Source organism: Idiomarina tyrosinivorans (assembly GCF_003987475.1).
Taxonomy (GTDB): domain Bacteria; phylum Pseudomonadota; class Gammaproteobacteria; order Enterobacterales; family Alteromonadaceae; genus Idiomarina; species Idiomarina tyrosinivorans.
In genome coordinates this window covers 72268-85266 of record NZ_PIQH01000008.1, presented here as the reverse complement: position 1 = coordinate 85266, position 12999 = coordinate 72268, and the positions used below count along the sequence as shown (strand labels likewise).

Here is a 12999-nt window from a genome sequence, read left to right as displayed (position 1 = left end):
GAAGGTTAACCTAAGGGGTTATTTTTTTGCTGTCACCACCGCCCTGATGGGTGCTTGATACCCCTCAATAGTTAAATTATGGTCATTTGGATCAAGAAAGTCTGCTAAAGATTCACCAGTCATCCATTCGGTTGCACGTTGCTCTTCGATGGTGGTCTGGCTTTCGTCGATGACCTTAATGTCTTTGAAGCCGAGTCGAGATAACCAATGGCACAGCGCAGCGGTGCTTGGTAAGAACCACACATTACGCATTTGTGCGTAGCGTTCCCCTGGCACCAGCACGGTATTTTTATCGCCAGTCACCACCAAGGTTTCTAGGACTAATTCGCCGCTGGGTTTGAGCACTGACTTTAATTGCTCTAAGCAGTCAATGGGTGAGCGCCGATGGTATAACACGCCCATGCAAAACACGCTGTCAAAGCTCGCTAATGGCGGTAATGTCTCAACGCCGACCGGGAAAAAGTGAGCGCGCTGCTGCAAAGCTTTTGGCATAAAACCCTTTATTGCGCGGAATTGCTGTAAGAATAGGTCGCCTGGGTCTATACCCCAAACCTGTTCGGCACCTGCCTCAAGCATGCGCCAAAGGTGGTAGCCACTGCCACACCCGACGTCGAGCACTTGTTTACCTTGGAGCGAAGTGATGCCGTTGACCAAGCGTTGCCATTTCAGATCGGAACGCCATTCGGTATCAATGGTTAAGCCAAATAGGTTGTACGGGCCTTTGCGCCAGGGTATTAATTGCGACAGTAAACCTTTGAGCTGTGCCCGCTGGGCGTCAGTTGCTTGCTGTTCGTTACCAATCCGTACCGTGTCTGCCAGCGCGACGTCTTCAGACGACAAGTCTGGCAGTTGTGCGACGGCTCGCAGCCATTTTTTACTGTCTGGATGGCGCTGTTGATAGAGCTGTTGGAGCTGTTGCGGCAAGGTGGTTATCCATTGTTGATGCGGGCTTGCTATTAGCGCCGCGAGGCTATCGCTAAACTCTTTCATTTCACCGCCACCATGGAGAGAAAGTTGAAACATTGGAACCACACGCTTTGCTGGCTAAAACCTACGTTGGTTAAGCGTTGTTGATGGGTCTCAAGCGAGTCGATACGCATGACGTTTTCGATAGCGGCACGCTTTTGGCTAATTTCTAAATCGCTATAGCCATTGGCGCGTTTAAAGTCATGGTGTAGATCAATCAGTAGCTCATTCATGGCGGCGGATTCGCTGCGAATTTTTTCCGACAGAATTAATACGCCACCCGGTCGTAGCCCATTGAAGACCTTTTCCAACACTTGCTGGCGCAATTCTGGCGCAACAAACTGCAAGGTGAAATTCATCACTACCACCGAGGCATTGTCGACCTCACTCTCGACGATGTCTTCACAACGAACGGTAATCGGCACGGTCGTTTTAAAACTGTCGATGTGTTGTTTGGCACGTTCAACCATCGCTGGTGAGTTATCAATTGCGATAATTTCACAGCCAGACTGTTGTTCACAACCCTGTCGCATGGCGAGCGTTGCAGCACCACGTGAGCAACCTAAGTCGTAGAGTTTGGTGTTGTCCTGCACAAACCGTTGGGTGAGCTGCGGAATAGTCTGCAAAATACTGGCGTAGCCGGGGACTGAGCGATTGATCATGTCCGGAAACACTTCGACCACTTGTTGATCGAAGCAAAAGTCCTGAACGCTCGCCAGCGGCTGTGAAAATATATTGTCGCGAGATGACACCCTGCACTCCCAAAAACTTTCGATAATTCGCTATTTTAACGAGAAAAATAGTTTCTGACAGCTATGATTAGGGTAAAATGCGCGGATCATCGTTGCTATGGCGATATTCTTAGACGGAGAAGTTACATTGTCCAAGCTCTTGCGAGTCTGGGTGCTACTGCTCGCGGCCTACACCCCAGTATCACTTGCTAATCAAGTCGACCAATGGTTGCATCAGCACCAAGTGGTTCGTGTTGGTGTGCCGCAAGGGTTGATGCCGCTCATTGGCATGCAAGATGGGCAAGCAGTGGGTATTGATGTCGACATGTTACGTCTGGTGCAGCAACATTTAGGTGTTAGTTGGAGCTGGGTTCCCTGTGGTTCATGGGAGCAATGTTTGGAGGCCCTGCAACAACGTAATATCGACCTGCTTTCCTCGATGTCGTACTCGATTGAACGAAACCGATACGCACAATTTACTCGAGGCTATTGGCAGATGCCTTGGGGTTATGTCGACGACACCGGTCAAACCGACGACAACCACGTGGTGACATTATCTTCGTTGCCGCTGGTACCAACGGGCGTGGTCAAGGGCTACTCTATTGTCGAGCCGCTGCGCGACGAAACCCAAATTCCGTTATTGGTAGTGAATAACGTCAGTGAAGGGCTTGATGCGTTGCGATGGGGGGAAATTGAAGCCTACGTCGACGCCTTGCCAATACTGGTTTACGCCATTCAACAACGGCCGATTCCGCAAGCGAATGTGAAATTACTCGAAGGGGCACCTGGAGAACAGTTATTCTTTGGCGTGCGCGACGACTGGCAACCGCTGGTTATGCTACTCAACCGAGCGATTACCGATATTGATCCCGCAGAAAAGCTGAACATTCGGCGTAAGTGGTACAGCTTTGAGTTGGAACAAGGGTGGAGCGACGAAGAACTGTTGGATATTGGCTTGAAGGCTGGCTCCGCGGTGTTGGTGGTGGTGTTGGCGTTTTTGATTTGGAATAGCCGCTTACGGCGCGAAATTGAACGTCGTAAAGCCGCCGAACGACAAATTCGCTACATTGCGACTCACGATGAACTTACTGGGTTACCCAACCGCAACCTGTTCCGTGATCGTTTGAGTGTGATGTTAACCCAACATGAGCGCGAACGCGCTGCCTTTGCGCTGATGTTTTTAGACCTCGATGGCTTTAAAGAAGTCAATGACGAACACGGCCATGACTATGGTGATAGGCTGCTGGTAGAAGCGGCGCAACGGATGCGCGATATGTTGCGTAAATCTGATACGGTGTGCCGTATGGGCGGGGATGAGTTCGTGGTGTTATTGCCGCATATCGAGAGTGCTGAGCACGCCTGTGTAGTGGCACAAAAGCTCATCAAAACACTGGCCCAGCCTTACCACATTGATGGTCAAACCTTGGCGGTGAGCGTTAGTGTTGGTATCTCGCTGTACCCAGAGCACGCGAAAACTGAAGCGCAATTACTGAAACTCGCTGATGCCGCTATGTATACCGCAAAATCGAATGGTAAAGATGGCTTCCAGTTAGCCACGTTGGACGGATGACATTCAGCGCCAGTCCGCTATAATGGTCGGCTTTAATTGACCACGCACTTGCAGTAGGAAAACCGACATGCGCAGCCATTATTGCGGACAGCTCAATGCCTCTCTCTCAGAGCAAACAGTCACCCTTTGCGGTTGGGTTAATCGCCGCCGTGACCTTGGGGGCTTGATTTTTATTGACCTTCGTGACCGTTCTGGCTTGCTTCAAGTGGTATTTGATCCGGATCAAAAGGCGTTGTTTGAGCAAGCCAATAAGCTTCGTCAGGAGTTCTGTGTAAAGCTAACCGGTAAAGTGAGCTTGCGCCCAGAGAGCCAAATTAATCGCAAGATGGCCAGTGGTGAAATCGAGTTATTAGCCACTGAATTGACGATTCTAAGCCGTTCAGAAGCACTACCCATTGACTTTAACCAGCATGTCAGCGAAGAAGCTCGGTTGCGCTATCGCTACTTAGATCTGCGGCGCACAGAAATGAGCGACAACCTGCAATTTCGGGCAAAGGTCACTAGCAGTGTGCGGCGTTTCCTTGATACGCAAGGTTTTCTCGACATCGAAACACCGATGCTAACGCGAGCGACGCCTGAAGGTGCTCGTGACTATTTAGTTCCAAGCCGAACGCACCAAGGTCAGTTCTTTGCTTTGCCGCAATCGCCGCAGTTGTTTAAGCAGTTGTTGATGATGTCTGGCTTTGACCGCTATTACCAAATCGTTAAATGTTTCCGTGACGAAGATTTGCGTGCCGACCGCCAGCCTGAGTTTACCCAGATTGATATCGAGACGTCATTTATGACCGCCGAACAGGTGATGCAAGTGACTGAGAACATGACTCGTCAGTTGTTTTCTGAGCTGCTATCGGTAGAGCTTGGGGAATTCCCGCAAATGACTTGGCATGAAGCGATGCGGCGTTTTGGTAGCGATAAGCCGGACTTACGCAACCCGCTGGAATTGGTCGATGTTGCCGATTTGGTAAAAGACGTGGAATTCAAAGTATTTGCTGGCCCGGCGAATGACAGTAAAGGTCGTGTCGCGGCATTGAAAGTGCCAGGTAAAGCGGCTGATATCTCGCGCAAGATCATCGATGAGTACACCAAATTCGTGGGCATCTATGGCGCCAAAGGTTTGGCTTGGATCAAAGTCAACGAAGACGGACTACAGTCGCCAATTTTGAAGTTCCTGCCAGAACCTGTGGTAGAGCAAATTATTGCCCGTACCGAAGCTCAAGTGGGCGACATCTTATTCTTTGCTGCTGACAGTGCAACGGTTGTGGCCGAAGCGCTGGGTGCGTTGCGCCTGAAAGTTGGCGAAGCATTCGGCTTTGTCAGCAACGAATGGAAGCCACTGTGGGTGGTCGACTTCCCAATGTTCGAAGAATTTGAGGGCGGTTTAGCCGCGTTGCACCATCCGTTCACTGCGCCGGTTGGGGTAACGCCAGAGCAATTGCGCGAAAACCCAACAGGTACCTTGTCTAACGCCTATGATATGGTGTTAAACGGGGTTGAAGTGGGTGGTGGTTCAGTGCGTATCCACGAGCGCGAAATGCAACAGGCAGCCTTTGATATTCTGGGAATTGGCGAAGCTGAAGCACAAGAGAAATTTGGTTTCCTACTTGAGGCATTGAAGTATGGAACCCCGCCGCACGCTGGCTTGGCATTTGGCTTAGATCGGCTGGTCATGTTGATGGTAGGGGCTAGTTCAATTCGTGATGTGATTGCGTTCCCTAAAACCACAACCGCGGCATGTTTGTTAACTGACGCCCCAGGTGTCGCTAACCCCGCAGCATTAGACGAGCTGGGTATTAACGTTAAGGCGAAAGCAAAGGCGGAGTAAGCGACGTTCGGAACAGCGGAGGAGATCTATGGCAGGACACTCTAAATGGGCCAATATTAAACATCGCAAAGCGGCACAAGATGCCAAACGCGGTAAAATTTTTACTAAATTGATCCGGGAAATCACCGTTTCAGCGAAACACGGTGGCGGCGATCCCGAGACCAATCCGCGTTTACGTGCTGCCATTGATAAAGCGCTATCAAACAACATGAAGCGCGATACTATTGATACCGCGGTAAAACGCGGCTCGGGTGAACTCGAGGGCATGGATGTCGAAGAGTTGACCTATGAGGGCTACGGCCCCAATGGTGTTGCGTTGCTTCTGGAATGCATGACCGACAATAAAAACCGAACCGTGTCGGAAGTTCGTTACGCCTTTAATAAGTTTGGCGGCAATTTAGGCACCGATGGCTCGGTGGCCTACTTGTTTGATAAGCGTGGTGTGATCAGTTTTGCTGCGGATGTAACCGAAGAGCAAGTGATGGAGCCAGCCCTGGAAGCGGGTGCTGAAGATATCATCACGCACGCTGACGGCAGTCTGGATATCATGACCACGCCAGAAGGTTTCGGTAAGGTTAAAGACGCGCTCGACACTAAAGGCTTTACTGCCACGAATGCCGAGGTCACCCAAGTGCCGCAAAATCGCGTTAGCCTAGAATTAGATAGCGCAAAAACCTTTCTAAAACTGTTAGATGCGTTGGAAGATCTCGACGACGTACAAAACGTTTTCCACAATGCTGACATTGCCGACGAGCTTTGGGAGCAACTTTCTGAATGAACGTGATTCTGGCCATTGACCCCGGCTCACGCCTTACCGGCTACGGGGTGATTGCACAGCAAGGCCGGCAATTACAATACCTCGGCAGTGGTTGTATCCGGTTAACCGGGAGCACTAAGCAACCGCTGAGTTTGGCAGAAAAGCTGCGCTTGATTCACGACGGTGTCAGCGAACTGATTACCCAGTACTCACCTCAGCAATTTGCCATTGAACAAGTGTTTATGGCACATAACCCCGATTCCGCATTGAAACTTGGGCAAGCACGTGGCGCGGCCATTGTTGCTGCAGCGCGCGCAGAATTGCCCGTGGCCGAATACTCAGCTCGGCAGATAAAGCAAGCAGTAGTAGGAACGGGCGCGGCCGATAAAAGCCAAGTTCAGCATATGGTGATGGCATTGCTGGGTTTAGATAAGAAGCCCCAAGCTGATGCCGCAGATGCATTAGCGGTGGCTTTATGTCATGCTCACAGTCAGCAATATTTAACCGCTTTAGGCGGCGCGGCAAGCAAGATAGTGCGTGGCCGTTTACGCCGTTAAGCGCATAACAACAACAGCAAGGATACAGCGTTGATAGGAAGAATTCGAGGCAAATTACTCGCCAAGCAACCCCCCGAAGTGGTTATTGATGTGCAGGGGGTGGGCTATGAGGTGCAAGTACCGATGAGTTGTTTTTACCAGCTCCCAGAGTTGGGCGAAGATGTAACCTTGGTCACGCATTTTGTGGTGCGTGAAGACGCGCAACTGCTGTTTGGCTTTACCTCATTGCACGAACGCACACTGTTCCGACAACTGATTAAAGCGCAGGGGGTTGGACCCAAGTTAGCATTGACTATTCTGTCGGGGATGTCGGCACAACAATTTGTGCAAGCCGTTAATGCTGGCGACGTGAGTCTGTTGGTGAAACTGCCTGGGGTTGGCAAGAAAACCGCCGAACGCTTGGTGGTCGAGTTGCGCGATAGGCTCAGTGCGTTAGGGAGTGACTCGCCGTTTACCGATGCGGCTCCCGTGCAAAATCAAGGCGATAGTAATACACTGGTCAGTGACGCGAAAGCGGACGCGGTGAGTGCTTTAGTCGCATTGGGTTATAAAGCGGCGCAGGCGGAAAAAGCGGTGCAAAAAGTTCATCAACAGGGCGCTACCAGCGAAGCATTAATTCGCGACGCGTTGAAGTCGTTTAGTTAGCCCATGTATGCTGGAGGGGAGCCAACATGATTGAAGCCGATGCCATTCAAGGTGGGCGCATAATAGAGCCGTCAGCGCAATCTGATGAGGCGGCGATTGATCGTGCTATTCGCCCCAAACACCTGTCTGAATACACGGGCCAAAAGCATGTGGTCGAGCAGATGGGAATTTTTATTGAGGCTGCCCGCAAACGCCAAGAAGCGTTGGACCACGTATTGATTTTCGGCCCCCCAGGCTTGGGCAAGACCACACTGGCGAATATCGTTGCCAACGAACTATCGGTGAATATCAAGACGACATCTGGCCCAGTATTAGAAAAAGCTGGCGATTTGGCGGCATTACTGACCAACTTAGATGCCCATGATGTGCTGTTTATTGACGAAATTCACCGTTTGAGTCCCGTGGTTGAAGAAATACTCTATCCAGCAATGGAAGATTACCAACTGGACATTATGATCGGTGAAGGCCCCGCGGCACGCTCTATTAAATTAGATTTACCACCATTTACGCTGATTGGCGCCACTACCCGAGCGGGTGCTTTGACATCACCGTTACGAGATCGGTTTGGTATCGTTCAGCGGTTAGAGTTTTACGATGTGGAAGAGCTGACCAAAATTGTTGAACGCTCCGCACACTTTATGAATTTAACCCTCGGCGACGGCGGTGCCAAAGAGGTCGCGCGTCGCGCTCGAGGAACGCCACGAATAGCGAACCGGTTGTTGCGCCGGGTGCGCGATTTTGCCGAAGTCAAAGCCGATGGCACAGTCACTGCAGAAGTGGCAAACGAAGCGTTGACCATGGTCGACGTTGATGAAGCCGGGTTTGATTACATGGACCGAAAGCTGTTGTTAGCGATAATGGAAAAATTCTTAGGTGGCCCGGTTGGGCTGGATAATTTAGCCGCGGCGATTGGTGAAGAGAAAGACACCATTGAAGATGTATTGGAACCTTATTTAATTCAGCAAGGTTTTTTACAACGTACACCGCGCGGTCGAATCGCGACGCCGCATGCGTATCGGCATTTTGGTTTAACCATGGATGATAATGCTGAGCCTGAATCTTAGGCAAAAAAAAAGCCCGCGAAAAACGCGGGCAAACAGAACAACAAGAAGGAAGTTAAATCCAGGGAACAATATCTCAGAAGAAGTGACAACCTATCTCTTCGTCATTTCGATATGGGCGTATTATACGGCGCGCGGACTTTCTATCAAACGAGAAAAATTGTTTTATTCATTAGAAAATCTAATTCGAAAGTTAAAATTGGACGCAAAAAAACACACAACAAATTAATAACATTTACTGATAAGCCTTAAAAATCAAACTGTTAACATATTTGCTGTTTATTTGAACGCATAAAAAAAAGTCTGACGTAAAAATAATCAGTTGGCGAAAAGTCGCTAACAACGAAAAGCCGACATTATTTTTTATTGCGTGTTGCGAAAAGCAAAAATAAACCTTTGCGAATATTTTACATGATATCAATTGGGGATAACTCACTAATGAAGGATGCGCCTTTCAAGTGGCCGATACGCGTGTATTACGAGGACACTGACGCTGGTGGAATAGTCTACTACGCCAACTATCTCAAGTTTTTGGAACGTGGTCGCACTGAGTGGTTGCGACATCTTGGCATTGAACAAGATGAATGGTTAGATCAGAATATAGGCTTTGTGGTTCGCCATGTAGACTTAGATCTGCAACGTTCGGCTCGGTTTAACGAGGAACTTACCGTTACCGTCAAGGTCTCTCGATTGAAGCATGCGTCGCTGAGCTTTGAACAAGAAGTCCGACGCGCCAATGGCGAATGTTGTTGTCGAGCAACCATTCTTGCGGCTTGTGTGGATCACAAGCGGGGCAAGGCCGTTGCAATTCCGGCACCGATAAAAGAGGTATTAACGAGTGCAAGCTGAATTATCATTTCTGGACTTATTTCTTCAGGCTAGCCTTCTAGTAAAGCTAGTAATGCTATTGTTGTTAGCCATGTCGGTCGTTGGCTGGATGCTAATTTTTCAACGCGGTAAGATTTTGAAGCAAGCGCAATCAGACGCGTTGAAATTTGAAGATCGCTTTTGGTCCGGAGTCGATTTAGCACGGCTTTACCAAGAAATTTCCGCGCGAGCAAAAAACAGTCGTGGGATGGAATTGCTGTTCCATGCTGGCTTTAAAGAATTCGCCCGATTGCGCAATAATCCTGTCGCACAGCCGGAAGCCATTACTGAAGCCTCGTTTCGTGCTATGCGAGTCGCACACTCCCGGGAAACTGACAAGCTTGAAGCCAACCTCTCAACCCTAGCTACCATCGGTTCAATTAGCCCTTATATCGGTTTGTTTGGCACTGTATGGGGCATTATGAATGCCTTTATCGCTTTAGGTGCAGTGCAGCAAGCCACCTTGTCGATGGTAGCCCCCGGTATTGCTGAAGCATTGATCGCGACGGCAATGGGCTTGTTTGCGGCAATCCCTGCGGTTATTGCATATAACCGATTTACTCATCGAGTAGAAAAAATTGATAACCAGTACATCAATTTCATCGAAGAATTTGTGGCAATTTTACAGCGTCAGTCGCTCTCTAAAGCGAGCAAGAAATCGACTGAAAGTGAGGATATCCAGGCATGATGGTAATGCCCAGACGGCGCCGTCGTCCGGTAGCCGAAATTAACGTGGTACCCTACATTGATGTGATGTTGGTGCTACTCATCATTTTTATGGTAACCGCACCATTGATCACTCAAGGGGTGAAAGTGGATTTACCGAAAGCGACCGCAGAGCCTTTGGCAAAAGATTCTAAGCCACCTCTTGTCGCGTCGGTAAACGCCGAGGGGCAATATTTTTTGAATTTGGGTGACAGTAAAGATACCCCAATGAGCGCGCAAGAAGTTGCGACGTTAGTGGCCGCACATTTGCAAGTGGAACCAGAAACCCCGGTTATGGTGAACGGCGATGGGACGGTGTCGTACAACCAAGTGGTGCAACTCATGGTATTGTTGCAAAAAGCGGGTGTGCCTTCGGTAGGGTTGATGACGGATGGGGCAGAAGAGTAGTGGTAGAGCAGTCGAAGCAACAGCACAATAAATCTGCGTCACCTGGTTCGGCGGCGGCTTGGTTAAAGTCAATAGCTGTGCACGGAGCCATTGCTGCAGTATTGTTGGTTAGCTTTGAATTTACTCCAGAGCTGCAACCGCAACTGCAAGTGAGTTTAGAGGACAGTGATTTTGCCGAGCAAGCACAACAAGAAGAGATTGTTAAAGCGGTTACGATAGACAAACAAGCACTGCAACAACAGGTTGAGCGTATTCAACGGCAAAAGGCCGCTGAAAAGGCGGCCGAGCAAAGACGCATTGAAGAATTACAACAGAAGGCGGCCGATGCTCGCCGCGCTCGCGAACGTGAACAACAGCGCTTACGCGAATTGCAACAGACCAAAGAGCAACAAGAGCGTGAGGCTGCTGAAGCAAGAAAAGAAGCAGAGCAAGCAAAGCTTGAAGCGGAACGGTTGAAGCAGAAACGCGCCGCGGCCGAACAAGCAGCAAAAGAAGCCGCAGAAAAGCGGGAACGTGAAGAAGAAAAAGCGCGGCAAGCGGAAGCAGAGCGTAAACGCAAAGAAGCAGAACGTAAGCGGCGCGAACAAGAGCAGCGCGAGCAAGCTGAGCGCGAAGCGCAGTTGCAGAGGGAAATGGCAGCCGAGATGGAACGCCGGCAGGCCGCGCGACGTCAACAGCTTATGAGCGAAATTGAAAAGTATACGGCGCTGATTCGACAAACGATCCAGCGCAACTGGGTGATTGATTCGTCAATGAGCGGTAAGTCGTGTGAATTAACCATTGCTGTCGCGCCAAGCGGATTTGTTAAATCCGTGACAACTGGCGATGGTGATCCTAGTGTTTGTCGATCTGCGCAAAATGCGGTGTTAAAAGCTGGCGAATTGCCGGTATCCGACGATCCAGACGTTTATCAACAAATGAGTACAATTAAGTTAACGGTGAAACCACAATTATGATGAGTGCCAAGATGAAGCGAATAGGGTGGGCCTTAGTGGCGGCCTTGATGTTGTTATCGCAAGTAGCCAAGGCGGGTGTACTTGAAATTGTGATTACTGAGGGTATCAACAGCGCTAGGCCGATTGCAGTAGTGCCGTTCCAATGGAAAGGCGAAGGCCCTGCTCCGGGTAACCTAACCAAGGTTATCGCGGCTGACCTTACGCGCTCAGGTCGGTTTAATCCAGTACCTTTCGAGGGAATGCCACAGCAACCTTCAACGGTTGAGGAAATCGACTACTCGGTCTGGGCGAAAATGGGCGTAGAAGCTATTTTAGTAGGGACTATTGAGCCATATTCTGTCGATCGATACATGGTTTCTTTTTCTTTAGTGGACGTGTTGCGTGGACAAATTACTGGCGGTCATGCACAAATATTGAAAAATGGACAACTGGTTGAAAGTAATGACCATATCCTTGATGCACGCAAAAGTGTGATAGATGGTTCACAGTTTCGCCAGTATTCACACCGTATTTCAGATGTGGTCTATCAAGCGCTTACAGGGGAACGCGGTGCCTTCATGACTCGCATCGCATACGTCGCTGTCAATTATGCCGACCAGTATCCCTACAAACTTATGGTCGCGGACTACGACGGCTATAATGAAAAAGTGCTGTTACGCAGTAATGAACCGTTAATGTCTCCATCGTGGTCTCCCGATGGAAACAAGCTAGCGTACGTCAGTTTTGAGCACAAACGACCTGAAATTTATATTCAGGACATCTATACTACCCAGCGCGAAAAGATAACCTCTTTCCCTGGTATTAACGGTAATCCCGTGTTCTCGCCAGATGGTGATAGATTAGCGATGGTGCTGTCGCGCGATGGGAATCCAGAATTGTATGTAATGGACTTGCAAACACGTGATTTGCAACGAATTACTCGTAATCGTACTATTGATACCGAGCCATCGTGGACGCCCGACGGGAAATCTTTGGTGTTTACCTCAGAAAGAGGTGGCAGACCGCAGTTATATCGCGTAGATTTAACCTCAGGGCAAGTTCGTCGGTTAACCTTTGAGGGTGAGCAGAACCTCGGTGGTACCGTTGCTCCCGATGGCAAACAGATGATTATGGTGAACCGAACGCAGGGCAATTACCATATTTCAAAACAAGAATTTCCGAACGGCGCAATGCAAGTGCTGACTGAAACCGCTTTGGATGAGTCGCCAAGTCTTGCACCAAATGGGAGTATGATCATCTATAGTACTACGTATAACAACAAGCAGGTGTTAGCGTTAGTCTCTATGGACGGTCGCTTTAAAGCACGTTTGCCGGCTACAGATGGCGATGTGAAGTCGCCTTCTTGGTCACCGTTTTTGTAACGGCAACGAGGCCGAAATGTTACAGACGCAATATAAGGAAACAAAAGGATGCAGCTGAATAAACTTCTTAAAAGTCTGGCTATTGCCTTGCCAATGATGACTCTGGCGGCATGTAGCTCGAACCAACAAACTGACTCTGGAGCAGGCTCTGAACAGCAGACTAACATGCCTTCTGAAGGCCAACAGTCTGGCGTTCAAGTGGGCTCGATGGAGCGCACTAAAACCCCTGAGGAAATTCGCCAGGAGAAATTCGAAGAGCTGCGTAAAGAGCATATGATTTTCTTCGCGTTTGATGATTCAACCATTGGTTCCGAGTATGCGGAGCTCTTAGCAGCGCACGCTGATTATTTGGTGAAAAATCCATCGGTCAGCGTTGTTATCGAAGGCCACGCAGACGAGCGCGGTACCCCAGAGTACAACATCGCATTGGGCGAGCGCCGTGCGAAAGCGGTTATGCAATATTTGCAGAACCTTGGTGTACAGGAGTCGCAGATGTCAGTGGTGTCTTACGGTGAAGAAAAACCATTGGTGAAAGCTTCCACCGAAGAAGCGTATGCGAAGAACCGTCGCGCGGTTTTAGTATACTAAGCTAA

The 12999-nt window shown here is 49.5% G+C and carries 14 protein-coding genes; 12 read left to right on the top strand and 2 right to left on the bottom strand.

Annotation, left to right across the window (positions count from 1 at the left end; genetic code table 11):
* Positions 1 to 18: 18 nt before the first annotated feature.
* Both cmoB and cmoA read right to left on the bottom strand, forming a co-directional pair.
* Complete coding sequence (cmoB, locus tag CWI84_RS09120; protein ID WP_126842376.1) at positions 19 to 990, bottom strand: tRNA 5-methoxyuridine(34)/uridine 5-oxyacetic acid(34) synthase CmoB; 972 nt, start codon at positions 988 to 990, stop codon at positions 19 to 21.
* Positions 987 to 1718 carry a carboxy-S-adenosyl-L-methionine synthase CmoA gene (cmoA, locus tag CWI84_RS09115; protein WP_126842289.1) on the bottom strand — a complete coding sequence of 244 codons (732 nt, stop codon included), beginning with the start codon at positions 1716 to 1718 and terminating at the stop codon, positions 987 to 989. Before cmoA ends, cmoB begins: the two co-directional genes overlap by 4 nt.
* Before the next feature lie 97 nt (positions 1719 to 1815).
* Here cmoA and CWI84_RS09110 point away from each other — a divergent pair, with 97 nt between their 5' ends.
* From CWI84_RS09110 to pal, 12 genes are all read left to right on the top strand, one after another.
* Positions 1816 to 3267: a diguanylate cyclase domain-containing protein gene (locus tag CWI84_RS09110; protein ID WP_126842288.1), complete on the top strand. Its 1452-nt coding sequence runs from the start codon at positions 1816 to 1818 to the stop codon at positions 3265 to 3267.
* A 67-nt stretch (positions 3268 to 3334) separates the two neighbouring features.
* Complete coding sequence (gene aspS / locus CWI84_RS09105) at positions 3335 to 5089, top strand: aspartate--tRNA ligase (protein ID WP_126842287.1); 1755 nt, start codon at positions 3335 to 3337, stop codon at positions 5087 to 5089.
* A gap of 28 nt (positions 5090 to 5117) precedes the next feature.
* Positions 5118 to 5867, top strand: a complete 750-nt coding sequence (locus CWI84_RS09100) for a YebC/PmpR family DNA-binding transcriptional regulator (RefSeq protein WP_126842286.1) — start codon at positions 5118 to 5120, stop codon at positions 5865 to 5867.
* Positions 5864 to 6403: a crossover junction endodeoxyribonuclease RuvC gene (ruvC, locus tag CWI84_RS09095; RefSeq protein WP_126842285.1), complete on the top strand. Its 540-nt coding sequence runs from the start codon at positions 5864 to 5866 to the stop codon at positions 6401 to 6403. The genes CWI84_RS09100 and ruvC overlap by 4 nt, the downstream gene beginning before the upstream one ends.
* 30 nt (positions 6404 to 6433) lie before the next feature.
* Positions 6434 to 7048, top strand: a complete 615-nt coding sequence (ruvA, locus tag CWI84_RS09090; RefSeq protein ID WP_126842284.1) for a Holliday junction branch migration protein RuvA — start codon at positions 6434 to 6436, stop codon at positions 7046 to 7048.
* 26 nt (positions 7049 to 7074) lie between these two features.
* On the top strand, positions 7075 to 8112 hold the full coding sequence (gene ruvB / locus CWI84_RS09085; protein ID WP_126842283.1) for a Holliday junction branch migration DNA helicase RuvB: 1038 nt from the start codon (positions 7075 to 7077) through the stop codon (positions 8110 to 8112).
* A 435-nt stretch (positions 8113 to 8547) separates the two neighbouring features.
* Entirely contained in the window at positions 8548 to 8958 is a 411-nt protein-coding gene (ybgC, locus tag CWI84_RS09080) for a tol-pal system-associated acyl-CoA thioesterase (protein WP_126842282.1), read from the top strand.
* Entirely contained in the window at positions 8948 to 9664 is a 717-nt protein-coding gene (gene tolQ, locus CWI84_RS09075) for a protein TolQ (protein WP_126842281.1), read from the top strand. Before ybgC ends, tolQ begins: the two co-directional genes overlap by 11 nt.
* The gene (tolR, locus tag CWI84_RS09070; protein ID WP_126842280.1) at positions 9661 to 10089 is read left to right on the top strand and encodes a protein TolR; all 429 of its coding nucleotides are present in this window, start codon (positions 9661 to 9663) and stop codon (positions 10087 to 10089) included. The genes tolQ and tolR overlap by 4 nt, the downstream gene beginning before the upstream one ends.
* On the top strand, positions 10089 to 11045 hold the full coding sequence (gene tolA / locus CWI84_RS09065) for a cell envelope integrity protein TolA (protein WP_241968765.1): 957 nt from the start codon (positions 10089 to 10091) through the stop codon (positions 11043 to 11045). The genes tolR and tolA overlap by 1 nt, the downstream gene beginning before the upstream one ends.
* Positions 11046 to 11056: 11 nt before the next feature.
* Positions 11057 to 12406 carry a Tol-Pal system beta propeller repeat protein TolB gene (gene tolB, locus CWI84_RS09060; RefSeq protein WP_126842279.1) on the top strand — a complete coding sequence of 450 codons (1350 nt, stop codon included), beginning with the start codon at positions 11057 to 11059 and terminating at the stop codon, positions 12404 to 12406.
* Between the two features lie 48 nt (positions 12407 to 12454).
* Entirely contained in the window at positions 12455 to 12994 is a 540-nt protein-coding gene (gene pal / locus CWI84_RS09055; protein ID WP_126842278.1) for a peptidoglycan-associated lipoprotein Pal, read from the top strand.
* Positions 12995 to 12999: the final 5 nt, after the last annotated feature.

Bases quoted from the DNA above. Each gene is read 5' to 3' on its own strand.
- cmoB (WP_126842376.1), bottom strand. From the start codon at position 990: ATGAAAGAGTTTAGCGATAGCCTCGCGGCGCTAATAGCAAGCCCGCAT.
- CWI84_RS09110 (WP_126842288.1), top strand. From the start codon at position 1,816: ATGGCGATATTCTTAGACGGAGAAGTTACATTGTCCAAGCTCTTGCGA.
- aspS (WP_126842287.1), top strand. From the start codon at position 3,335: ATGCGCAGCCATTATTGCGGACAGCTCAATGCCTCTCTCTCAGAGCAA.
- CWI84_RS09100 (WP_126842286.1), top strand. From the start codon at position 5,118: ATGGCAGGACACTCTAAATGGGCCAATATTAAACATCGCAAAGCGGCA.
- ruvC (WP_126842285.1), top strand. From the start codon at position 5,864: ATGAACGTGATTCTGGCCATTGACCCCGGCTCACGCCTTACCGGCTAC.
- ruvB (WP_126842283.1), top strand. From the start codon at position 7,075: ATGATTGAAGCCGATGCCATTCAAGGTGGGCGCATAATAGAGCCGTCA.
- ybgC (WP_126842282.1), top strand. From the start codon at position 8,548: ATGAAGGATGCGCCTTTCAAGTGGCCGATACGCGTGTATTACGAGGAC.
- tolR (WP_126842280.1), top strand. From the start codon at position 9,661: ATGATGGTAATGCCCAGACGGCGCCGTCGTCCGGTAGCCGAAATTAAC.
- tolB (WP_126842279.1), top strand. From the start codon at position 11,057: ATGAAGCGAATAGGGTGGGCCTTAGTGGCGGCCTTGATGTTGTTATCG.
- pal (WP_126842278.1), top strand. From the start codon at position 12,455: ATGCAGCTGAATAAACTTCTTAAAAGTCTGGCTATTGCCTTGCCAATG.